This window comes from Psychrobacter fjordensis, from assembly GCF_904845995.1.
Taxonomy (GTDB): Bacteria; Pseudomonadota; Gammaproteobacteria; order Pseudomonadales; family Moraxellaceae; genus Psychrobacter; species Psychrobacter fjordensis.
This window is the reverse complement of the sequence record NZ_CAJGYP010000001.1, coordinates 1,878,325-1,902,955: the sequence shown is the minus strand read 5'-3', so window position 1 is coordinate 1,902,955 and position 24,631 is coordinate 1,878,325. Positions and strand designations below refer to the sequence as shown.

At 43.3% G+C, this 24,631-nt stretch carries 20 protein-coding genes and 3 tRNA genes; 6 read left to right on the top strand and 17 right to left on the bottom strand.

Annotated elements, in window-relative coordinates; translation table 11 throughout:
* Positions 1-17 precede the first annotated feature (17 nt).
* On the top strand, positions 18-335 hold the full coding sequence (locus JMW61_RS08085) for a hypothetical protein (RefSeq protein WP_201550220.1): 318 nt from the start codon (positions 18-20) through the stop codon (positions 333-335).
* 100 nt (positions 336-435) lie between these two features.
* On the opposite strand, the gene JMW61_RS08080 is transcribed toward JMW61_RS08085, so the two are convergent.
* The 13 genes from JMW61_RS08080 to JMW61_RS08020 form a co-directional block, all read right to left on the bottom strand.
* Positions 436-849 carry a PaaI family thioesterase gene (locus JMW61_RS08080; RefSeq protein ID WP_201550219.1) on the bottom strand — a complete coding sequence of 138 codons (414 nt, stop codon included), beginning with the start codon at positions 847-849 and terminating at the stop codon, positions 436-438.
* 156 nt (positions 850-1,005) lie between these two features.
* Complete coding sequence (locus tag JMW61_RS08075; RefSeq protein ID WP_201550218.1) at positions 1,006-1,548, bottom strand: DUF3124 domain-containing protein; 543 nt, start codon at positions 1,546-1,548, stop codon at positions 1,006-1,008.
* A 68-nt stretch (positions 1,549-1,616) separates the two neighbouring features.
* Positions 1,617-2,321 carry a potassium channel family protein gene (locus JMW61_RS08070; RefSeq protein WP_201550217.1) on the bottom strand — a complete coding sequence of 235 codons (705 nt, stop codon included), beginning with the start codon at positions 2,319-2,321 and terminating at the stop codon, positions 1,617-1,619.
* 69 nt (positions 2,322-2,390) lie between these two features.
* The gene (locus JMW61_RS08065; RefSeq protein ID WP_201550216.1) at positions 2,391-4,151 is read right to left on the bottom strand and encodes a potassium transporter TrkG; all 1,761 of its coding nucleotides are present in this window, start codon (positions 4,149-4,151) and stop codon (positions 2,391-2,393) included.
* A gap of 186 nt (positions 4,152-4,337) precedes the next feature.
* Positions 4,338-5,282, bottom strand: a complete 945-nt coding sequence (locus JMW61_RS08060; protein ID WP_201550215.1) for a DMT family transporter — start codon at positions 5,280-5,282, stop codon at positions 4,338-4,340.
* Positions 5,283-5,290: 8 nt separating this feature from the next.
* Positions 5,291-6,424, bottom strand: coding sequence for a flavin monoamine oxidase family protein (locus JMW61_RS08055; RefSeq protein ID WP_201550214.1), 1,134 nt, complete (start codon positions 6,422-6,424; stop codon positions 5,291-5,293).
* 68 nt (positions 6,425-6,492) lie between these two features.
* A complete protein-coding gene (locus JMW61_RS08050) occupies positions 6,493-6,915 on the bottom strand; it encodes a tetratricopeptide repeat protein (RefSeq protein ID WP_201550213.1) in 423 nt (140 codons plus the stop codon).
* 450 nt (positions 6,916-7,365) lie between these two features.
* On the bottom strand, positions 7,366-7,854 hold the full coding sequence (locus tag JMW61_RS08045) for a M48 family metallopeptidase (RefSeq protein WP_197099915.1): 489 nt from the start codon (positions 7,852-7,854) through the stop codon (positions 7,366-7,368).
* 196 nt (positions 7,855-8,050) lie between these two features.
* Positions 8,051-10,096 (bottom strand): choline BCCT transporter BetT, encoded by a 2,046-nt coding sequence (gene betT / locus JMW61_RS08040; RefSeq protein ID WP_201550212.1) that lies wholly within the window; start codon positions 10,094-10,096, stop codon positions 8,051-8,053.
* Between the two features lie 476 nt (positions 10,097-10,572).
* Positions 10,573-12,270, bottom strand: a complete 1,698-nt coding sequence (gene betA / locus JMW61_RS08035) for a choline dehydrogenase (RefSeq protein WP_201550211.1) — start codon at positions 12,268-12,270, stop codon at positions 10,573-10,575.
* Positions 12,271-12,386: 116 nt separating this feature from the next.
* Positions 12,387-13,901 carry a betaine-aldehyde dehydrogenase gene (betB, locus tag JMW61_RS08030; RefSeq protein ID WP_227687392.1) on the bottom strand — a complete coding sequence of 505 codons (1,515 nt, stop codon included), beginning with the start codon at positions 13,899-13,901 and terminating at the stop codon, positions 12,387-12,389.
* 199 nt (positions 13,902-14,100) lie between these two features.
* On the bottom strand, positions 14,101-14,676 hold the full coding sequence (locus tag JMW61_RS08025) for a TetR/AcrR family transcriptional regulator (protein WP_201550210.1): 576 nt from the start codon (positions 14,674-14,676) through the stop codon (positions 14,101-14,103).
* A gap of 1 nt (position 14,677) precedes the next feature.
* Positions 14,678-15,022 (bottom strand): DMT family transporter, encoded by a 345-nt coding sequence (locus JMW61_RS08020; protein WP_201550209.1) that lies wholly within the window; start codon positions 15,020-15,022, stop codon positions 14,678-14,680.
* A gap of 540 nt (positions 15,023-15,562) precedes the next feature.
* Between JMW61_RS08020 and JMW61_RS08015 the strand changes: the two genes are divergently transcribed.
* The 3 genes from JMW61_RS08015 (at position 15,563) to JMW61_RS08005 (ending at position 17,353) form a co-directional block, all read left to right on the top strand.
* Positions 15,563-15,638, top strand: a tRNA-Asn gene (locus JMW61_RS08015).
* A gap of 191 nt (positions 15,639-15,829) precedes the next feature.
* Positions 15,830-16,183 (top strand): CopG family transcriptional regulator, encoded by a 354-nt coding sequence (locus JMW61_RS08010; RefSeq protein ID WP_110924297.1) that lies wholly within the window; start codon positions 15,830-15,832, stop codon positions 16,181-16,183.
* A gap of 435 nt (positions 16,184-16,618) precedes the next feature.
* On the top strand, positions 16,619-17,353 hold the full coding sequence (locus tag JMW61_RS08005; protein WP_227687391.1) for a hypothetical protein: 735 nt from the start codon (positions 16,619-16,621) through the stop codon (positions 17,351-17,353).
* A gap of 288 nt (positions 17,354-17,641) precedes the next feature.
* Here JMW61_RS08005 and JMW61_RS08000 read toward each other — a convergent pair.
* The 4 genes from JMW61_RS08000 to JMW61_RS07985 all read right to left on the bottom strand — a co-directional run bounded on the left by JMW61_RS08000 (position 17,642) and on the right by JMW61_RS07985 (position 21,341).
* Positions 17,642-17,732 (bottom strand) — tRNA-Ser (locus tag JMW61_RS08000).
* An 83-nt stretch (positions 17,733-17,815) separates the two neighbouring features.
* A tRNA-Ser gene (locus JMW61_RS07995) sits at positions 17,816-17,906 on the bottom strand.
* A gap of 165 nt (positions 17,907-18,071) precedes the next feature.
* A complete protein-coding gene (locus JMW61_RS07990; protein WP_227687390.1) occupies positions 18,072-19,235 on the bottom strand; it encodes a type I glyceraldehyde-3-phosphate dehydrogenase in 1,164 nt (387 codons plus the stop codon).
* Between the two features lie 171 nt (positions 19,236-19,406).
* Complete coding sequence (locus tag JMW61_RS07985) at positions 19,407-21,341, bottom strand: AAA family ATPase (RefSeq protein ID WP_201550208.1); 1,935 nt, start codon at positions 21,339-21,341, stop codon at positions 19,407-19,409.
* Between the two features lie 341 nt (positions 21,342-21,682).
* On the opposite strand from JMW61_RS07985, the gene exaC reads away from it, so the two are divergent.
* Together exaC and adhP are read left to right on the top strand one after the other, a co-directional pair.
* Complete coding sequence (exaC, locus tag JMW61_RS07980; protein ID WP_201550207.1) at positions 21,683-23,209, top strand: acetaldehyde dehydrogenase ExaC; 1,527 nt, start codon at positions 21,683-21,685, stop codon at positions 23,207-23,209.
* 96 nt (positions 23,210-23,305) lie between these two features.
* Complete coding sequence (gene adhP / locus JMW61_RS07975) at positions 23,306-24,334, top strand: alcohol dehydrogenase AdhP (protein WP_173240509.1); 1,029 nt, start codon at positions 23,306-23,308, stop codon at positions 24,332-24,334.
* Positions 24,335-24,631 lie beyond the last annotated feature (297 nt).

Below are 24,631 nucleotides of genomic sequence, written 5' to 3'. Positions count from 1 at the left end.
GTAAAAGGAGTTTTATCATGAAATACAAACTGACTCGTACCAATCAACAGTTACTACTGGGCTTAGCCTTATTTGGATCGACCATCATGCCGGTGACTTCTGCGGTTGCCATATTGCCACTGGGCTCAGAGTTTTTTCAGACAGAGTTATCTGAAACCACGTCTAGCACCGAAACAGCATTGATCAAAAAAGCGTTATCCAAAGAAGGCAATTTGAAGAGAGAGAACGAACATCTCACTGCTTTTAGTAATAAATCAAAATTTTCAACGTTGATTAGAGAAAGCAAGCAGTTTAGAGATCTTGAAAAACACAACACCGATATACTGCATGACTAAAAACCTCTTAGAAGTGATAAGCGGTTAGTCTCCAAATAGTAGAAGAGCACCTATTTTTTGAGTGATATGTTTCTTAAGTGATAGGTTACTTTGAAAATAGCTAAATACGTTTGGGCGGTACAGAATACGTGCCGACTACGTGAGCCACGGCATCATCAGAGCCTTCTGAATAAAGAGACACCTCACCTACTATCAGCGTACGCCCTACTTTCATCAAGGTACATTCGGCGATAATACGAGCATCTGCTGATGGTTTACGCAAAAAGTTGATGGTCAGACTTGTCGTTACTGTTAACGGGACAATACCGATTCTTCCGAGTATCGCCACATAGATGGCGACATCAGCAACGGCCATCATGACGGGGCCAGAGACTGTGCCACCAGGGCGCAGCTCATCGACACCAATTTCGTGCGATAAAATCGCGCCTTTTTCACTGACTGCCTCGACGACACATTTGGTTTGTGGAAACTCCAATGCCATAAAGGCACTGATTTCTTCTTTGGTTGCAGACATAATTCTTCCTTGAATTGAATGGTCCTTGTTACTGCACTTAATACTTTGATTTTGCTGAATAACTTTATATCGTTATCGCTGACTGCCAAAATAGGCCATCAGTTTTTCTACTGCGAGCTTTTAGTTTTATAGATAATGACCTACTAGCTTTATCCACTAATGTACCACTGGCGTGCCTTCCGTACTAAACGCAAATCCTTTATTACTAAAGTTACCAATCATAACGGCTTCGATAACTGGTTTAACCGTCTCATCTATACCTTCGACTTCGATAATAAAGTTGGCACCTGAGCCACCTTTGTCCTCTTCTTTTTCGACGATATAATTGAGCGTGGCCATCGCTGGTAGCTCAATGGGTTTGTCTAGATATGACTTTACCAGTGCACCATCTGTATCGTAATAATCAATTTTATTGATATACAGTGATTTTTTGAACGTCGTATTACGCACGCTCAGCGTCGCCGACAGTAACACTTTGCGAGCGTCTCTATCGGTATAAATATCAGAATAAATCGGCACATAAAAGGTTTGTTTATAACCGAACTGACTGTGATCCACGTCTGAGGTAATCTCTAATGCTTCAATTGGATCTTTTTGATGCTCGGACAGAAGGACATTCGGGTCTTGTGCGGACTCATCACAGCCTGACAGTAGTGCCATTACAGCGATTAATAGAACGGATACTCTGCGCTTATTCATAATAATTTCCCTGTGGCCTCAGCATCACTGCGATTGGCAAACCGTTATTTGATTTTATACTTTTATTTTCACACCTTTATTTTTACACCCACACTACGTAAAAACTGGTTGATGTGTTTATTAGCACCATAAATAACCAATACATCTCGCTCTTGCAATACTTGCTCAGGCGTCGCCAAACCTTGAATACTAGGCTTACTCTGCGTACGACCAAAGCTGTCTTCATAATACTCATAGCGCATGGTACTAAGCAATCGGATATTGAACCTTTGCTCGAACTGTAACTCATCAACGGTATTACCGATCAAAACGTTTGGAATCTTAATTTCTACCATGCTGAAATTGTCGCTCAATTCAAACGAATCAACAAAGTAGCGTAGCGACAGTCTTTTGGCCCAGCGATTGGCCGCTTCTTTTTCAGGGTGAATCAAATCATCTACACCGATAGCTTGTAGGACTTTTTCGTGTAGCGGGTTGATACTACGGCTTATCAAACGTTTTGCTTTTAAGGTTTTAAATAGCGCCGTTGCCATGACGTTCGCGCCTTGGTCTTCCCCAATAGCTACGATAACAATATCAGTATCAACAATGGGTAATCCACTAACAGCATATTCGTCGGTGGCATCCATACAGAGGGTATGAGAGATCACCTCTTTATAGGCTTCTACCCTTTGCATACTGCTATCAATGGCAATCACTTCATGGCCTTGGCTGGTCAATGCCGACCCTAGCGATGCACCAAAATTTCCTAGCCCTACGATGATATATCTCATAATATTTATGACCTTCTTATAGTATTTTTTTGCTATTTTTTAAAAGCGAACCCGTTTGTTTTTTATGAATTAGTTAATCGTAATCTCTTCAGTGGGATAGCGATAATTGCGTTGGCGCATATTTTTGAGCAGCGCAATAAATATCGTCAGCATACTGACGCGCCCAACAAACATAATGACCGAAACCACCACTTTACTAAAATCTGATAAATCTGCCGTCAAGTTCAAACTGAGCCCCACTGTGCTGTAAGCTGAGAAACACTCAAACACCACTTTAATCAAGTCAAGCTCTGGCTGATCATAACTGATGAGCGTCACGCCAGTACCGATAACCAGTAGCGACAGCCACATAATAGAAAATGCGCGGCGTACAGAAATCTCCGCAATCTCTCGTTTGAATATCTCTATCTTGGTCTGCCCACGTGCCAGACTCAACGTATTTAGCAGCGCAATGGCAAAGGTACTGGTTTTAATACCACCACCTGTCGAGTTTGGCGAGGCACCAATCCACATCAAAAATATCGTCAGCATCACCGTTGGAAACGTGAGATCACCCATATCAACGACGTTGAATCCTGCGGTACGCGGGGTAGCAGCAGTAAAGAACCCTGTTACTAGCTTCCCAAAAAAACTGGTATGCTCAGCGAGCACATTATTGTACTCAAATATCATCACGCCGATCAGACCGACTAGCAATAGTGCACCTGTAGTAATCAAAGTAATACGGCTATTAATATTAAGTAGCCAAGGCTGATAAATGTAGCGCTGGTCATGACGATATATCAGCCGCTGAGCACGATGACGCAAATACCGCAGTACATTGACCACAATGGTAAAGCCCATACCACCGAAGATAAATGTCATCGCAAGGATCAGCTGTAGCGGATAATTAAAGCGAAGCGAGTCATCATACAAGCCAGCACTAAATGTCGAAAACCCAGCATTACAAAAGGCAGAAATCGCATGAAAAACAGAAAAGAATAATTGCTCAGACCAATCCATATCGGGGATGTCGTAGATACTAATATAAATTAATGCAGCCGCCACTGCCTCGACGGCAAAGGTGACGTACAAGATAGACTTGAGTGTCGAGACCACATTACCCATACCGCGCATGTAAGACATCTCGCTGATACTTGCTTGCGTCTCATAGCTGACACCGCCTTTGAAAAAGTAACTAAAATAGGTCACAAAGGTCAGAATACCCAAGCCACCGATTTGTATCAGCCCCATGATGATAACTTGCCCGAAAGTCGTAAAATAGGTCGCCGTATCCACGACAATAAGCCCTGTCACGCAAACCGCGCTGGTCGCGGTAAATAACGCATCAATAAAAGACAGCGGCTGCGTCGTCGCATTGGGCATCATTAGTAGTAGCGCGCCAACCAATATCACTACGAGAAAGCTCAGAATAAAAAACTGTGCAGGGTGCAGAAAGGTACGATTGAGATTAAAATTATGATCAGAGAGTTCACGAATAAAGGTGACAAATACAGCTATTTTGATTGCAACAAACCCATCAACCGCAGCGGACAATCCCGAGCGCACTAGGTCTGTGAAATGCGCGGTCAATAGAACGATAATCGCGATGCTGGTCAGTGTGTCAAAGACAGCAACTTTATTGAAGGTTAGCGGTTTTTTTGTGTAGATATAGCGACCAGCAGTCACTATAAAACTTAAAAAGATAATCACCAGATAAAAAATATGGAACACTTGCTGTAGCCAAGTCGGTAATGTAAAACCACTATCGAATAGAGCAATAGCTACTCCGATGACACTAATGAGAATCGTAAAATTGTTTAATAATCGATAACGCGTGGCTGCATTCATAGCCTGAGTCCATGACAACGATAACCACGATACTTATACTCCTTTTTTATCGTATCTACAAAAAGTGATTTAAGTTAATCGTAACCAATTATTGAGCCAGAATAGACACTGATTGTGAAAACAACATGAAAGGATACTCGCAAGGACATAGCGTATTTAATAGGTTTTCAGTTTGATAGATATTTACTAAACATCTTCTTTGGCTACCCTCGCTATTTTCACTCCACCCCATGTCACTAGAGCCACACCAATAGCTATTAACGTAGCACCTAAGAATAAGCCTTCTGGTGGCTGCTCTCCTTGCAAGAGTATAGCGACGGGAACACCGACGATGGCCCCTACCGAGCCTAATAAGCTCAGTAATACTGGTCCGCCTGTTTTTTGCAGCAGAAATAATAGTAAAAACTGACCAGCAAATACACAAGATTGGACAGCGATTAAACCTAATGGCAACAGACCTTCTCGTGGTATATCGATAGAAAAATCAGACATCATACTGAATAAGCCTAGCAGGAGTGCCGCCGCAATCAGCATACCTGGAGCGAGTGCGCTAGGAGATGCCTTATCAGGCCAGCGTAGCGTGCGATATATATTGCCAATGGCGAGTAAGACAGGGCCACAAAGCGCTATTAATATCCAAAAAATACTGGCATCTGGTGCAGAGAATTTATGCACAGCCAATACTCCAGCCCCAATCAGTGCGGTAGCCACACCAGTAGCACGGATGATGTTGAATTTTTCTATGCGTAGGGCCAGTGCCCCGAGGTAGGTAAGAAGTGGTGGTAGCGAGATAGTCAGCGCAACGAAACCTGCCCCGACATGAGGGATAGCAGAAAACAGCAGTAAATTGGACCCTGCAACGCTGACCAGTGCAGCGATAAAATAGTACTCAAAGCTACGCGTGCTAAACGGCGGTGACTCATGCCGTACTAGTGCAACAATTGATAAAATGAAGGCCGCACCAGTGATGGACCAAAACTGAAAGGCTAATGGCGTCAGACCTATGTCGCCTGCATATTTCGCCAAATTGGTTGAGATACCGGTGAGTGCACCGCCAGTCAACAAGCAAGCGAAAGGAATCAGCCATGTGTTTCTGTTGCGAGATATTTGCTGTTCCGTAGGCTCACTCATCAACGATCCTATAAGTTTTGTACCGCTTTGCTTGCCGCGTCGATTGCACCAGCGACATAGCCAGAAAACGGCACTGACCACTCACTACCGCAACCTGTTAGACAGTCCTGCCACTCGCCTGTCTTTGGTTTTGATGGCGGTGCTACAGCATGCTGCCCTGCACCACTCGCATCGGCAGCCGTTGCAGTAAAAATATCTTGAGACCAGTCTTTAATATATTCAGCCTTTGGTTTGTCTGCTTGCGCGCCGAACAGCCGTACCATCTGCGCGCGACAATGTGCTTTTAGCGCCATCTCTGAAACGCTTTGGCGCACCTTAACGGGAACACCAAAGAAACCAAACACAGCACCTTCACCTTCTACTAGTGAAGCATCGTGAATCTCAGTAAGCGGCCCTATTGCACTTCTTGCTGCACCCGAGAGACCGTTATCTCGCCAAAATGGTGAGTCATAAACTGCCACATACTTGGCATGTGGTGCCATCCAAGTGGCTGTTTCTCGCCACTCTATCGCTAAATCTTGCGGTAAAGCAGGTTCAAATACGATGTTACTAACCGCCAACCTCGGTGGTAGCGCAAGTAATACATGCTGCGCTTGATAAGTGATTATTTGACCAGCATTGATATGTTCAGAGCCATACTCACTGTCTATTTTAATATGATGACCAGTCTTGGTTAAGCGCCTTACTGTCTGTCCCGTTACGATACGCTTGGCATCCAAGCGAGCGTATAAAGCATCAGTTAGCGCCGTCATTCCACCCATGAGGCGCATAGATGGTGGTGAGCTCTGATAACCTTGCGTACGGACAGGTAACTCATTGGCACCACGTTCTACCATCATATCGCCTTCTTCGAACTGGGCGAAACGTGGTAAGCCTAATGCCTCGATAAGACTGCTCAGCTGCGGCTGATACGCTGGCCAAAACCACGACGGCCCTAAATCGAAGCCGTCGTTTGATTTTTCATGATTAACACTTTGACTGCTAGCATTCTGAGCTACTGATGATTTGGTAACAGTGATACGCCCGCCCAATCTATCACGAGCCTCTATCAGTATGTAATCAATGCCTTTTTGTTCTAATAAGAAGGCAGCATACAATCCGCTTAATCCGCCACCGACGATCACCACTGGTACGTTTTGCATATCAAATACGTCCTATCTCATCAAGTACATTTAATCAGGACTACTCGATCAAAATTGTTCGAGCGAAACTACTCAGCCAACAACTTAGTCAGCATCTCATCTATCTCAACTTTAAACTCTTTATCTTCAATCTTATTTGCCGTGATTTTGGCATTTTGTAGACTGTGAATAGCCGCTTCTTTGTTACCTGTCTCAAGCTGTAACACCGCCATAGAAAAAGCAATCGACGACAGATGATCTTTTGAATTGATCGCCGTGGCTTTAGCTAGTGCTTTGTCATAAATGACCAGTGCTTCGTCCAAATCTTCTGTAAAGTCAGCAAGCGTTTCCCACTGCTCTGGATGATCTTTGTCTGTGTTTTCGTTATCCGTACAGACGGCTTTTAGCTCAGCATAAAACGCATCAAATTTTTCTTGATTACCGATACGGTCAGCCTCTAGTAACTCTTCTGCTAATTTATAAATAGATTTATATATTTTGGTATTAATCATTGCTTACAACCTTTTATTGACTTGGGGTATAGATTATTTGGTTAGGATTATAACGTAATTCTAGGGCGTGTCCTCAATTCAATTGATCATATCTAAACGGGCTAAAAATGGCTAAATTTTGCCAAACATCGTTAAATAGCTGGTCAATATCCCGATATTATCTGCGCTATTTTCCTTGTTTGACTGCAATTTATCTCATTTTTATCACCATTTTTAAAATGAGGACACGCCCTAGCGGCTCAGATGATTGCTGCAGAAAAGGACACGATATTTATATGGCTGTTATTAAGATTACTATTAAGATTGCTATGAACCTTATTAGGGTTGCTATTCATACTATAGTCGATTCAATTTAAAAGTAGTACAAGGCAACCAAGTGTAGATGTATATGTGATACTTCAAGCGAGGTTAACGCTGTAATACTTTTATAGTGGAATGACTATATTAAGGTTACAACTCTCGCCAGTGCAACCAAAGCCGCGTATCTAGCTCAAACTGGTGATATTCAGGCTCCATATGGCAGCATAGTTGATAAAAAGCTTTGTTATGGTCATGCTCTTTAAAATGTGCCAACTCATGCACGACAATCATGCGCAAAAACTCAGGGGGCGCTTCTTGAAACAAGCTCGCTACCGTGATGCTGTTGTGCGATTTCAGCTTGCTGCCTTGTATGCGAGACTGGGTGGTATGAATACCTAGCGCATGTTTGAGAACTTTTAACTTGCTGCTATAGCTGACATTCGATAGCTGCCCCACTTTGCGCATATACTGGTTTTTAATATCATTGATATATTGATAAAGAGCTTTATCACTTTTTATTTGGTGCTGAGTGGGATACTTTTTTTCTAGATACGCACCCAAGTTACCATCGCTAATAAGTAATGCCGCTTGTGTTTGAACTTGCTCAGAATAATGAGCGATGTATTTTAATTTGGTCACGAACCTATCCTTTACTGATGCATTACCACGTATCGACGCGGTCTAAATGAATTTTACCTTATATTGGTGCGCTTTATTAGAGCGTGTCATCATTTAGGTTGTGAGGCATAAACAAACCCCATAAGCTGTATTCAACTTATGGGGTTATTTTTTACAATATTTTTGCTGAACTATTTAGAGCATATTAATGAGTGAATTAACGCTCTAAATGTAGATACTGTAAATGACGCTCGTACTGATTTAAGATATCAACCAATACTTGCTCTTTAGAGTAGCCAACCAAGTCATACTCTTGCGAGCCTTCGCTTAAGAACACTTCGGCACGATAATAGTACTCTGCATTCTTAGTTGAGGTACTCAATGTAAAGTTAGGACGTTCCGCTTTAATCAAGTTAACTTCATAAATAAAGTCATCTTCATCGCCATGTCCAACTCGCAATTTTAGACCATCTATTTGACCGCTACTCTCATCCATACCTTCATCTATATCTTGTCCGATATGTGCAGGGTTACGGATGTCCAAAGATGTTTTTAGACCGCCTGCCGCAAACTCTTTTTCAACTTCCGTCATGGCAGGTCTGACCACATTTTGTAAGAACTGTTCCACTTGTGCATGTTTAGGGAAACTGACAATACGTTGCAAGCGTGCTTTCCAGCTCTTACCGCTATCCAACACGTTAGCCGTACCAATCGTACTGGCCTTACGTTTATTGCCTTCTTCTTTTAATGATCTCCACATCGATACCATATAAAGAACGAGAATGAGCGAGAACGGCAAACCTGCAATCACAGATACTGACTGTAATGAGGCAAAACCACCGGCAAATAATAGTCCTAAAGTGATAAAGCCTGTTGCCGCTGCCCAAAACAAGCGTAACCAAACAGGGGCATCTGTGTCATTGGTCATGCCTCTTGAGCTCAAGTTCGCGAGTACTAACGCGCCTGAATCCGCTGAGGTCACAAAAAAGATAAGTCCAATAATCACACCAGCGAATGATAAAATATCGCTGTAAGGAAAGTGCTCAAACAGAGCAAACATACCCATCGCTGCATCATTAACAGCAATTTCGCCCAGTTCAGTGGCACCATTGGCAACCAAATCTATCGCTGAATTACCAAAGATAGAGAACCATGCAAAAATAAAACCAAGCGGGATAAACATCACACCAAAGACAAACTCACGTAGCGTACGACCACGGCTGATACGCGCGATAAATAGACCGACAAATGGTGCCCAAGCGACCCACCATGCCCAGAAAAATATCGTCCAACCTGACTTCCAGTCGGCACCAGCTTGACCGTCATAAGCATAAACATCAAAGGTTTTGAAAATAATGGTTTGGAAATACTGTCCGATATTTTGAGTAAAAGTATTAAGCAAATAGACCGTATTACCCATTACTAATATCGCTATCAATAGCAATATAGACGATAGCATGTTGAATTCAGAGAGACGACGTACGCCTTTCTCTACACCTGTCATCGCAGAGACAGCTGCCGCCGCAACAACACAGACGATAATAATTGTCTGAACCGTTTTGCTCGATTCGATACCGAAGACATGGGTCAAGCCAGCATTGGCCTGTAATACCCCAATACCCAAACTGGTGGCGATACCCATCAAGGTACAAACAACACCAAAGGTATCAATACCATCACCAAGCCAGCCTTTGATGAGTCGTTCACCAAAGATAGGTGTCAACGGCGAACGTAGTGCCAATGGCATATTTTTACGATAAGCAAAGTATGCCAATGCCATACCGATTAGGGCATAAATGCCCCAGCCATGTAGTCCCCAATGTAAAAAGGTCTGCGCAAGTGCTTCGCGCATAGCTTCCGCACTGGCAGGTTCTAAACCAGTATGCGGTGTCAAATAGTGCATCAAAGGCTCAGAGGCACCAAAGAATAATAAGTCAATACCGATACCAGCGGAGAACAGCATCGCCGCCCATGCTAGGAAAGGAAACTGTGCTTTCTCATGGTCTTGCCCAAGCTTAATATCACCGTACTTGGAGAAACCAACAAACAAGGAAAATATACTGTAAGCGGCAACCACCAGCATGTAATACCAGCCAAAGCTCTCTGATATCCATGACATACTCGAACTTAACAATGTCTCACTATAAGTTGGAAACGCAATCGTCCAAATTATCAATAAAATAGAAATAATAGCTGAGCCTAAAAAAACCGTCTTATTTAGAGTCAAGGGTTTTGCCACATCATTTGATGGCGAGCTGTACATAAAAGACCTCAATAGGTAAATTAAACAGGGTCTGATATTGCTTTGTCCGTCATAATCTTATGACTGATAGTCATACAAGATATAAATCACCGCATGACGCACAAAGCAGTACCAATAAATAAAGATTTGCTACTTAAGTAATGACCATTTCAGTAATTGCTACTTCAATAATTAGTACTTAAGCAACAAGGTAAGTGATTAAAAAACCAATCTTAATCGTATAGTCGAACCACTCTTAAAGTGTTATGGCGTTAGACTCGCTTAGCCTACTACTGTAGTACTTGCGCTCGTCTGCCTTATACCATTTTTAAGATTGATTGACTATATTCATTTTCTAAAACAGTAGAGGGGATAAAAAAGACCTTTATAAAAAGGCCTTCTTATCAACATCATTTATTAACACTCTTCATAAACGCTATGTCATATAGCTATATTATATCGCTATGTAGACAGTCGTCTATTTATTCACGCTTAATTTAAACAGAACCATAAGCCCGCATCGGCTCAGCTCTCAATGGTGCACCATCGGCAGTAAAATAGTCTGCTGTCGAACGTGGTAGCTGCACACCGCGCATCTTATCGGCAATTTTTTCTGCCAACATAATCGTGGTCGCGTTGAGATTACCACTGATGATATTTGGCATGATAGACGCATCAACAACGCGCAAGCCATCGATACCATGCACCAGACCTTGGCCATTGACGACTGAATCATTGTCTTCGCCCATCGCACAAGTACAAGATGGATGATAGGCCGTCTCGCTGTGGTTACGGACATACTCGTCCAATTGCGCATCGGTCACTAGATCATCGGTTGGTGCGATCGAGCGACCACGATAAGGGTCAAGTGCTGGCTGATGCATAATCTCACGAGTGATACGCATGGCAGCACGGAACTCTTGCCAGTCTTGATCATGGGACATATAGTTAAACAAGATACTCGGATGAGCACTTGGGTCTTTCGAGGTCAGCTTGACACGGCCACGACTTGGCGAGCGTAATGAGCCCACGTGTGCTTGGAAGCTATGCGATTTAACTGCACTACGACCATCGTAGCGTACCGCAAGTGGCAAGAAATGATACTGGATATTAGGATGCGTGAATTTCTCATCGGTACGAATAAAACCGCCACCTTCGAACTGATTTGACGCGCCAAGACCCGTACCATTGAATAACCACTCAGCACCGATGGCTGGCTTGTTCCACCATTTATTGGCAGGTGCGATTGAGACTGGCAGCTTACATTCATACTGCATATACAGCTCTAAATGATCTTGCAGATTATTACCAACACCTGGTAAGTCTATAATCTCATTAACACCCAAATCCTTTAGCCATTGACCAGGGCCAATACCAGAGCGCTGCAATAATTGTGGCGAAGCAATCGCACCTGATGAGACAATCACCTCACGAGAAGCATGAAAGTTTTTGGTTTGACCTTGATGCTCGACTTTGACACCGATAGCACGCTTACCGTCAAACAAAATCACATCAGTCAGTGCACCCGTCAAAATCGTGATATTACTGCGCGGTTTAGCACGGTCAAGATAACCACGAGCCGTTGAAGCGCGGCGACCATTAGGCGTCACGAAACGATCCATTGGCCCAAAACCTTCTTGCTGATAGCCATTTAAATCGTCGGTACTTGGATAGCCAGCTTGCACGCCTGCTTCAATCATCGCTTGAAACAGTGTATTGACCCCTGGTTTTGAAGTAGTCATCTCAACAGGGCCACCTACACCGTGATAGTCATTCTCGCCAGCATCACGGTTTTCCAACTTTTTAAAATAAGGTAGGCAATCCAGATACGTCCAATCTTCTAGGCCTTTAATCTTAGACCAATCATCAAAATCTAGTGCGTTACCACGGATATAACACATACCGTTAATCAATGACGAGCCGCCAAGTCCTTTACCGCGACCGCAGTCCATGACGCGATTATTCATATACGGTTCGGGATCGGTTTTGTAGCCCCAGTTATAGGTCGTTCCTTGCAACGGCATGGCGAGCGCTGCTGGCATCTGCGTGCGAAAGTCTAAGCGATGATCTGGACGACCCGCTTCTAGCAGCAGCACCTTAATGTTGGCATCTTCGGTCAAACGTGTGGCCAGCACATTGCCTGCTGAGCCTGCGCCGACGATGATGTAATCATACTCAGGTGTGGTTGATGTCATAAAACGCTCCATAATATTGAAAAATAAATCATTTACTATCAGTAAGGCCAATTAAAAAGGAAAGATAAGACCTAATGAATAACCCTTACTGGCTTCGTTTTTCTCAATAAGATTGATTAAAAGACTGATTCAAACTTACCCAACTCTACTTGGATAGATTTGGTCTGCGTATAATACTCAAGGGCTTCAATGCCGTTTTCTCGGCCAACACCTGAATGCTTGTAACCGCCGACTGGCATTTGAGCGGCTGACTCGCCCCACGTATTTAACCAGCAGATACCTGCTTCAATTTGAGCGATGACTCGATGCGCTCGGGTCAAGTCAGCAGTCACAACGCCAGCTGCCAATCCATATTCGGTATCATTGGCACGGCGAATGACTTCTTCTTCAGTCTCATAAGTCAATATCGACATGACTGGGCCAAAGATTTCTTCACGTACGATAGTCATCTCATCAGTACAGTCAGTGAATACCGTCGGGGCAACGAATGCGCCATTTGCCAATTCGCCTGTGGTCACACGGTCACCACCTGTTAGCAGTCTTGCACCGCTAGCTTTACCTTGCTCGATATAGCCAAGCACTTTTTCCATATGCGGGAAGCTGACTAGTGGGCCCATGTTGATGTTTTCATCCATTGGATCACCCAACTTAATACGCTCAACACGCGTCAAAATCGCTTGCTCAAACTTAGCTTGCATGGCTTTAGGAATGAACACGCGCGTACCATTGGTACATACCTGACCACTGCTATAGAAGTTTGCCATCATCGCGATGTCCGCAGCCATGTCGATGTCTGCATCATCAAAGATAATTAATGGAGATTTACCACCCAGCTCTAATGTCACGTCTTTAAGAGACGATGATGCTGCACTCGACATGACTTTTTTACCAGTCGGCACGCCACCGGTAAACGAGACTTTGGCGATATCAGGATGCTGAGTTAGTGCCTCACCCACTTTATAATTGCCTTGCACGACGTTGAATACGCCATCTGGTAAACCTGCTTCTGTCAAAATTTCTGCCAGTTTCAATGCAGTTAACGGCGTCACTTCTGATGGTTTGAATATCATCGCATTACCAGCGGCTAGTGCCGGTGCTGCTTTCCACATCGCGATTTGAATCGGATAGTTCCATGCACCAATACCAGCAACCACGCCAAGTGGCTCGCGGCGAGTATAAACAAAGCTGGTATCACGTAGTGGAATCTGACGACCTTCTATCATCGGTGCAAGACCTGCATAGTACTCAACCACATCAGCACCCGTAACGATATCGACATACTTGGTTTCAGAATACGCTTTACCTGTGTCTTTCGTTTCAAGCAATGCCAATACATCGTTGCGGTCGCGCAATATCTCAACGGCCTTTGATAAGATTCGACCACGCTCAACCGCTGTCATCGCTGCCCAAACTTTTTGACCTTTTTGCGCAGCTTTCACAGCCTCGTCGATTTGCTCATTGGTCGTTTGTTGAACAGTAGCCAACAACTCACCTGTCGCTGGATTGATGTCTTCAAAAGTAGCCAAAGATTCATCGACAGCCAGATAACGACCATTGATATAAGCGGTTTGTATTTGTTCTAAGTCGATAATGTCTGTTAAGTTATTTGAGTTTGTATGAGTAGCTGTCATGGAGTGCTCCTTACGACGACTGGTACAAGCGCTATAAAATCACGCCTACCGAATAATTTCGTCATGGTTTCAGTTTTAAAAAAAGTTGCATCGTTATATGATGACAAGTCGTTATATGGCTAAAAATCGTTATTTAATTATCAATTGTTCTTTAATAAACTTTTGGGTGTTGCATTTTAATTAACGTGCTACATCATGCTTATGAATCAAAACCACGTTGCGTCATTTTTATTAGACGCTCACGTAGCGATTTCTTATCCGAGATATTAATACCTGAAAAGTCAGAAAGCCAAATCCCATCAGCGACCAACCGCACCATACACAATGTCTCGGTATTATCGGTTGCTTCATGCTTCTTCAATTGCTCATTTGACCACCTGGCCCACAATTCACGCAGCTCACTATCACCTAGCATCAATACGTATAGCGTCGCTTGGCTGTCAAATTCTTCCTGCCCTTTTTCGCCTAGACTGATGGTGGCATCTATATAAGCACGGGTAAAAGAGCCATAGCGCACTGGATCTTTCGCCATTGCGCTATCCACCTCTGCCTCAAACTTCGCCATCGCATCATGAAATACTTCAAGAATGAGTGCGTTTTTAGTGGCGAAATGATGCATGATGCCGCCTTTGGTCACCCCAACTGCATCTGCCACGGCTTGGAAAGTGACTTTCGACAACCCTTGCTCTAGCGTTATTCGTGCGGCCTGATCGAGCAGCGCGCGACGAATAACTTCTGGTTGTTTTTTACGTTTATGAGCGTTTTCAATTTCCATATCAGTGCACCACAGAATTAGAGAGTAAATTCATCACCATCACACCGCCTACAATCATAGCAATACCAACCACTGCCGCTGTATCAAGGCTTTGCTTAAAAAACACCAAGCCGACAAGCGATGTTAGTACGATTCCGAGTCCGCCCCACAGCGCGTAGGCAATACCAAGCGGTATGGTCTTCAGGGTCTGAGTCAACAAGTAAAATGAGATGACATAAAGCAAACCCATAATGAGCGTCGGTATCAAACGCGTGAACTGCTCTGACTTCATCAAAAAAGTAGTGCCGATCACTTCACAAATGATGGCAATGGCCAAATAACCATAAGCAATAGTGGTAGGACTCATATTTAACATACCTTTTTCGAATCAAGCATATTTCTCGATTCAATATCAATTAGTCATAATAAATTGTTTGAGCATGTATTAAAGATACCGTACGGTCGGTATTCTATAGACATATTCTAGCAATGTGAAGGGCTAACTCATAAGTTTTTTGTTTCAAGTGATGTATGTATTGCGTTAATATTCAAAAAGATAGACGAGTTGTCTAATCAAATATATGCCTGAAACCTAAGCGCAAAGACGGATGCAAGGTTACTCCGACTACTTATTAGAAGCACTTTTATCTTTGGCCGATGCACTTAATAAAATTATCGACTGCCGAGCCAATAAATAACAACTTGAGACTCACCTATCTACCAGAACTGCCCATTTAACAGGCGATAACGAGCTATTTTGAATTAATTACAACAATATTGATAATTAATGGCGTAATAAGGTTGACAGCCTATGATGACTTGGCTAAAATACGCCCCACATAACGCAAACAAGATAAGCAATTGTTCTTATATAATGCTTACTAAACTTACTGTTATGACAACTTATTCTCCAATAGCTCAGTTGGTAGAGCAACGGACTGTTAATCCGTGTGTCCCTGGTTCGAGCCCAGGTTGGAGAGCCATATACTGAAAACCTTCATCATTACTTGATGAAGGTTTTTTTTATGGTCGCCATTTATATATGTGATGGTCACAATATTCGCATGGCTACTGTGTTCTTTTGTGCATTTTTGTTGTATGGTAAGTGAAGTATTGATTGGGTTAATTTTTGTCTGAGCGCTTTACTCCTACTCACTAAAAGTAATGGTTTATTATGATACCTGTACGTGTAAAAAATAGATTTTCTGATCATCCACAAAAAATCATGCGTCCAGTCAGCATTCGCCTGTCTGAAGAAATGATTTCGCTACTAGAAGCGACTTCGTCGGATTTAGGTTTCAAACGTATTCAAGGTCTTATCCGCCTATATATTCGTCAGGGTCTTGATCGTGATCATCAGGATTATACGTTAGCCCATGATGAAGTTTTTATCGAAACACTACGTAAGCGCGGTGTTAGCCAGCATATTATTGATGAAGCTATTGTTGTAACGCATAATAATAATATTACGCATTCATTGTCTGAGCTACAAGAAAACGATCAAGCTAATGACCAAACGAATAACTAACCAGCTGCATTAAAAGCAACATGCCAATGTGTATTGAATAATAACAACCATTCAATACCACTATTAATCGTCAGCTTTTACGGCTTTTAATAAAAAAAGACTGAGTCCGCCTAATCGCACTCAGTCTTTTTTTATGGGCATCATAAACATATCCTTTGCTAGTCCTTACTATCATCCACTCTGACCAACACCCCTCCTACCCTTTCTGCTGTCACAAACATAAAAACATATCTGTTTTATTTCCATACTCCCTTTAGCGATAATTAAACACAAGCAATCTTCAAACGAGGTATATTAATAAAAAGACCACTATAGTCGGTTCAATATAATGTCGATATCAAAAAACTAAGCGAAGATGACGATGTAGCAGATTTATATAAACGTGACTATATTATCGCTCTTTATTTTTCATGAGGATTTACAAGGAGGTGTACGATGATGGGTTTATATCAGCGTGTAGACAAAGCGTTGTTGCTAGCAGTTGCTTTGGCAGTGCTGCCAGTCGTTTCTGCGTGCTCACAGCCACAAACCGATCCAAACAAAAAAACAATACCGACCAACTCTGACCAGTGGCAAAAAAAGCTCGGTACTACCTTTGAGCAGCTACCCAAGGCTGATCAACAAATCCTTAGCCGCTATATGTTGCGAATGAAGCTTAGCGGTGCTTATGAGTCAGGCGCGATGCCACGTACCACTATCAAACAAGCCCTCATAAAGCAGCGTGAATACGAGCGCTTGCACCCAAACAACCCGACAGGTAAGAAGAGCCCTATCGTCAAGGGTCAGCAAGCAGCAACCGCTAACGCACAGAATTACCCTATCGCCCTGTTGCCAGTCAAGACTAGCGACGACGACAGCTTAAACCAAGTAAAACTACAGTTCATGCTATCAAACCACGGTCAGGTCGCTATTCAAAGCTTTAAAGGGACGCTAATCATGCAAGATGCCAAGCTGACGAAAGGCAAAAGGTTCAACGTGCCCTCGACACAGTTTGATCCGCCCATTCAACCAGAGCAGTCTGGCAAAATCATCATTGAGAGTAGCATAGAAGACATCAATGTCATGCGTGCCATAAAAAATACCAAGGACATGACCATCATGATTAACGAAGGTATATTGACATTAGAGGATGGACAAACAGTGGAGTTTGATGAGTCGCTAATGAAATAAAGGATGTCGTTGCTAGGGCGTGTCATCAATTAGCACATTAATACATTTAGTGGCCTTAAAATGGCTAAATTTTGCTAAACATCGTCAGTAATTTTGTCAATATGTTCATATTAACGGCAATTCCTTCCTTGTTTATCTACAATTTTTCTCATTTTAAGCCTCACAATCTAATTGATGGCACGCCCTAGTTCATTACAAGTTAGTTCATTGCCACATTATTGAAGAAAGTTATTGTAAAAGCACATAAAAAAAGCCCCAATCACTATTGATTGGGGCTTTTTTCAAATTTGGAGGAGACGGAGAGATTCGAACTCTCGAAGGGCTACAAACCCTTGTCGGTTTTCAAGACCGGTGCATTCAACCACTCTGCCACGTCTCCATTTGTGCATCATTATAACGATATAAAATAAAAATGCAACAAAAAAAGCCGCAATCATTAATAATGATTACGGCTTTCGAATTTGGAGGAGACGGAGAGATTCGAACTCTCGAAGGGCTACGAACCCTTGTCGGTTTTCAAGACCGGTGCATTCAACCACTCTGCCACGTCTCCATAGGTGCATCATTATAGCGATATAAAATGAGATTGCAAGCAATTAATTGAACGAATTTAAATTATTTTGATGCTATCATTAATTCCATTTAAAAGAGCGTCAAGGCAACTGAGTACAGATGTATAGGTGACACTTCAAGCGAGATTAACGCTGTAGCTCTTTTATCAAGGATTGACTATAGGTTTTTTATTAGATGCCAGATGTAGGCACATATCGAGCAACCTATTGGCATAACCCCATTCATTATCATACCAAGCAAAAACCTTATATTGCTCGCCCACTTGCATCAACTGCTGCCCATCGACGATAAGCGACTCTGTCTGATGGATGAAATCACTTGAAACCAATGGTTCCTCGGTATAAGCCATAATATCAATCAAACCACCTTGGCTAGCCGATTTCAGCACGTCACGAATATCATCGACACTCACGTTAGGCGCATCAAACACAAAAGTCACATCAATGGCGGCAACATCGATAGTTGGTACACGTATTGAGTGCCCATTTATTTTGCCTATCATCGCTGGTAGCACCCGCTCTGTCGCAGCGATACTGCTAGAAGTGGTCGGGATAATATTATAACCAGAAGCCCGCGCTCGTCTTGGATCTCGATGCGCCTGATCCAGTACTGTTTGGTCAGCCGTGACTGCGTGAATCTCTGTCATCATCGCTGACTTGACGCCAAATGCAGTATCAAGGGTCGCAATCAATGGCACCAATGCTTGCGTGGTACAAGAGACACTCGAGATAATCGGCAGCTCACGCGTTAACTCGTCCGTGTTGACACCCATAACGATACAAGCATCCACATCATCAAAAGGTGCCGCACCAATAATCACTTGCTGAGCACCAGCCTCTCTATGCAGTTGAGACTGCTCATAAGAGCGGAAATGACCTGTACATTCTAGTACCACATCAACACCTAACGCCTCCCAAGGCAGATTTTTCGGATCTGCCTCCGACAGCATATTGATACAGTAGGTTAGATTACTTTTCGTCAGACAGAGCTGAATCTTGCTAGTATCATCGGCACCACTCTCTACAATCTCGGCACTAACACCAAGTCGGCTCAAACGCCCATGTGTACTATCAAACTTTAATAAATGCAGCAAGATATCCGCTGGCGCTAAATCATTAATCGCCACCACATGAATCGCACGACCTAACACTTCAAAGCGTTCTAACAATGCACGCAATACATTGCGTCCTATACGTCCAAAACCATTGATAGCCACTCTCAGTGGCTGTGTGTGCTCACCAGTGGCATAAAGTGCTGCTACGACAGGGTCAGACGTTAATTGGTACGTGGCGCTAGAAAAATCAGGCATAACAAATTATCGCTATAAAGAGAGATATAAAATTGAGCACTGCAATTTCAGCACTACAATGGAACAAAAACAATGCGCTTTAATGGTTTTAACAATAGGTTGGATATTAGGGCGTGTTGCACATTCACAAGTAGGCACTGCTGATTGCCATAGTCGAATGTTTAACAAGCGCTAAGGTGTTATAAAGATAAGTGCCAATCGGATGGTGTTGTAGTCAATGCTTTGTTTAAGATGGTCAAATATCGGACGCAGCTTAATACTACCATCGTCATTAAAATCGTTTGGATTGTTGGCAACTTTAATCACCACATAGGCATTACCAACGGCAGTCATCACCTCATCTTCTGGGCGCAGATGATCACAAGCCAAGCTTGGGTCTTGAGATTTTAATTCGCCGATATGGCGCATGATGGTGGATTGTGAAAGCTGACGGGCTTGAGAGATTTCTGCAATAGACAAGCTTTCTTCTAATAGTACTCTGGTCGCTAGCAATGTACTGTCCGACTTATCAGATACTTGATTGCCCATTTTTTGCTTTTTATCTAGCTGCGCCTGCTGTTGCTCGCGGCGCTTCTTTTGCAGATTGGCATAACCATCAATCACTGACTTACTCAGTGTGCCGCCTGATTTTAGAACGAACTTCTCATGTGCCTGCGTCATACTCTCTTCATCGAGCATGGCATAATTGGCATCAGCTTCATCAGATAGCACTAAAAATCGCTTGTCTGCACCGCGAGCTAATGGATCTAGCTGCAGGCTCATGTCGTTCATGCCCAGCAATTGCAACCCTGCTAGCGACTTGAGCCTTGATAATGCCACATAGCCCTGCCCCAACTCAAAGGTACGTGACAAGTCGATTTCAGCCGCATCGAGAGTCATGCCTTGTGACTTATGAATAGTAATCGCCCATGCCAGACAAAGTGGCACTTGCTCATAGCTCGCTAGCACTTCACCCGTCTCATCTTCGATGATCCACTCTTCAGGCTCAGCGATCACTTCACGCCCTGAGTTGAGCCTGACTACTGGCATTTTTTGTGTCGTTGGCTTTTTGGCTTTTGGTTTTTCTTTGTCTTTTTTGGTTTTACTCTTTGTGCTTTTGGCAGATGCTTCATCACTGTCGGCAGTGCTGTCGATATCATCATCTTCAATCAAAGCATCACTGGTGTCTTTGCTATCGTCGATTTTTACAGCAGCAAAACCTATCAGCTCACCCATCGTACCGTTAGAAACACCAAGCTCGGTGTTGTTTTTGATAAACATTACCTTTGAGCCAACTTTAAGCACTAAATCATCTTGAGTACGTACTGTTTTCTTAAGGGTCTCAACCAGCTTGCTATCACCCGTAGACGTAGCCTCAAAACGCATCATCTCACCAGACAGTGCCGCCAATTCTTTATCATTGATTTTATTGACATTGAGATTATGCGTATACAGACGAGTACGCTTGATATCGACGTTTTGGTCAAAGGTGGCTTCTAGTGCAGCAATCGCGTCAAAGGTGACTTCTTGACGACGAATTTGATTTAAAATATCGTCCAAATCAAGACCACCGTTGGCCGCCTCGCTCACTTGTCGATGCTGCTCAGACAAGTAGCAAATATGAAACTTGGCATCGAGCCATGCCTCAGACATAAAAGCAAACTTCTCACGGTTGCTCTCACCTTTGCTACCTATGGGCGGTAACTGAAAGAAATCCCCTGCAACCACCACCTGAATACCACCAAAGGCTTGGTCATTTTTGCGCACATGCTTGAGTACTTGACTGACCAAATTAATTTGCTTGGCATGCAGCATCGATATCTCATCAATGATGAGCACTGCCGTATCTTTTAATCTATCTGCTAAAAATTGTTTACGTGACAATGTGGTCAAGTCTCGGTCACTTAGCTCATCTTTGATACCGATACCCGACCAGCTATGAATGGTCGTACCATTCATATGCGTGGCAGCAATGCCCGTACTGGCAGTGACCGCCACGGGTACACGCCGTGCACGTAGATAGTCGATGTATTGATTGAGTGTATAGGTCTTACCTGAACCTGCTGAGCCAGTCAAAAAGACATTTTGACCTGTTTTTAGGATATCAAGAGCAGAAGATTGACGCATATATTCAAACCAACCAATAACTTAGAAGAAAAAGAAAAGAGAGCAGCCATCAGCAATTTTATAAATGCCGTAGCTTAAAATATTGGCAATAATTATAACAGCTACATCCACTTTACGAACCCTTTTAACTGACACATTTTCCATAACTAAATTTTATGAGTTAATTCATTAGTTATTATTAAAAGTGAGTATAACTCTGCTCAAAAGTTGATTATTATGAAATGAGAACTTGATCAGGAAGATTCGGTGGCGATGAGATAAGCAGTTATTTTACACGATGATGTAATAAATAATTGCTTATATATGACTTGCCTCATACATAAAACAACAAGGAGCAGTTAATGTTATATCCCTATCCAAATACCGAAAAAAGCCAAGTCCAATTCCGCGAAAAATATGACAACTTCATCAATGGCGAATGGGTCGCACCCGTTGATGGTGAGTACTTTGACAACACCAGTCCGATAGATGGCAAAGTCATCTGCCAAGTTGCCCGCTCAAAATCTGCTGATATCGAAAAAGCCCTAGACGCCGCTCATGCTGCCAAAGATGCGTGGGGCAAAACCAGTGTGACGGAACGCGCCAATATCCTCCTCAAAATTGCTGACAAAATGGAAGCCAATCTTGAGTCTATCGCCATTGCTGAATGTTATGAAAACGGCAAACCGGTGCGTGAGACACTCGCAGCAGACATCCCGCTAGCCGTTGATCACTTCCGTTATTTCGCCAGTGCCATTCGTGCCCAAGAAGGCGGCATCAGTCAGATTGATGACGATACCGTTGCCTATCATTTCCATGAGCCACTTGGTGTTGTTGGTCAGATTATCCCTTGGAACTTTCCTATCCTGATGGCCGTGTGGAAACTGGCACCTGCACTAGCTGCTGGTAACTGTGTGGTTCTTAAACCTGCTGAGCAAACCCCTGCCTCTATTCTATATATGTTAGAGCTTATCGGTGCTGCTGACCTGTTACCTAAAGGTGTATTAAACGTCGTCAATGGCTTTGGTGTTGAAGCTGGTAAACCCCTAGCTTCTAACCCCCGTATCAATAAAGTGGCCTTTACGGGTGAGACCACGACGGGTCGCCTCATCATGCAGTATGCCAGTGAAAACATCATTCCTGTGACCTTGGAGCTGGGTGGTAAGAGTCCAAACATCTTCTTCGCTGACATTATGGACGAAGATGATGACTTCTTAGACAAAGCCGTTGAAGGTTTGGTGATGTTTGCACTCAACCAAGGTGAAGTCTGTACGTGCCCATCGCGCGCACTGGTACATGAGAGTATCTATGATGAGTTTATCAAACGCTGTATCGCTCGTGTTGAAGCCATCAAAATGGGTAACCCACTAGATACGGAGACAATGATTGGTGCACAAGCAAGCTCAGACCAACTAGAGAAGATCCTGTCTTATCTAGATATCGGTAAGCAAGAAGGCGCTAAAGTATTGGTCGGCGGCGAACGAGCCACACACGACGGTGATCTTGGTGATGGCTACTACGTGCAACCGACTATCTTTGAAGGCACAAACGATATGCGGGTGTTCCAAGAGGAAATCTTTGGACCTGTGCTTGCGGTAACGACTTTTAAAGATGACGAAGATGCGATGAGAATTGCCAACGATACGTTATATGGTCTGGGCGCTGGTATTTGGACGCGCAGTGTACATAAGGCGTATCGCTTCGGACGTGGTATTCAGGCAGGCCGTGTGTGGACGAACTGCTATCATATCTATCCGTCGCATTCTGCATTCGGTGGTTATAAACAGTCTGGTATCGGCCGTGAGAACCATCTGATGATGCTGGATCATTATCAACAAACCAAAAATATGCTGGTGTCTTACGATCCTAAAAAAATGGGGTTCTTTTAAGCTAAAGTTCGAAGCACTTTGCAATCGAGGTTGCAAAGTGTGTTAGGTATATTCACAGATTATTTTTATGCAAAAACTCTAACAAGGAAGAATTATATGAGTAATAAAATGAAAGCCGCCGTATTACATGAGTTTAACCAACCATTACAGATCGAAGAAGTTGATATTCCAACGCCGGGCGCTGGTGAGATTGTTGTCAAGATGCAAGCATCCGGTGTCTGTCATACTGACTTGCATGCTATCGAAGGCGATTGGCCTGTAAAACCTAGCCCACCATTTATCCCTGGACACGAAGGTGTTGGTCTAATCACTGCGGTCGGCGAAGGTGTGACCCATGTAAAAGAAGGCGACCGCGTCGGTGTACCTTGGCTCTACTCTGCTTGTGGTCACTGTACCCATTGTTTAGGTGGCTGGGAAACCTTGTGCGAGCGTCAACAAAACGCAGGCTATTCAGTTAATGGTAGCTTTTCAGAATATGTACTGGCGAATGCCAACTACGTCGGTATCATCCCTGAAAGTGTTGACTCGATTGAAATTGCACCCGTTTTATGCGCAGGCGTCACCGTGTACAAAGGCCTTAAAATGACCGACACCAAGCCTGGTGATTGGGTTGTTATTTCTGGTATCGGTGGTCTCGGTCATATGGCAGTACAGTATGCCATTGCAATGGGACTGAACGTTGCGGCAGTCGATATCGACGATGAAAAGCTCGCATTCGCCAAAAAACTAGGCGCGACCATTACCGTCAATGCTAAAAATACAGATCCTGGTACTTACTTAAAAGAAGAAATTGGCGGTGCTCATGGCGTGTTAGTAACAGCCGTATCTGCTATCGCGTTCGATCAAGCGTTGAGCATGGTCAGACGTGGTGGCACGGTGGTCTTTAACGGCTTACCAACTGGTGACTTCCCTGTTTCTATCTTTGATACGGTGCTCAACGGTATTACCATTCGCGGCTCTATCGTCGGTACGCGTCTCGACTTACAAGAGTCGTTGGACATGGCAGCAGCAGGTAAAGTAAAAGCCACTGTTAGCGCTGAGCCGTTGGAAAACATTAACGATATATTTGAACGTATGCGTAACGGCAAAATCGAAGGTCGCATTGTGATTGACTACAGTATGTAGTTATAGTTGATTCAGTTTAAAAGAGAGTCAAGGCAACCGAGCGCAGATGTATATGTGATACCTCAAGTGAGGTTAACGCTGTAACTCTTTTATAGAGGATTGACTATATTGCTTGTGAGATTCTGACATTGTCTTAATGCTTCACACATTTAATCACAAACCATCAGTCGTATCGTCTTCATTCACATGCTATAAATGATGTGAGTGAAAACGATACGGCTTTTTATATTCTCATCCAGTATGACACTTATACTTAATAAGACGCTCATAGCTAATGAGACGTTTTCTACAATTACA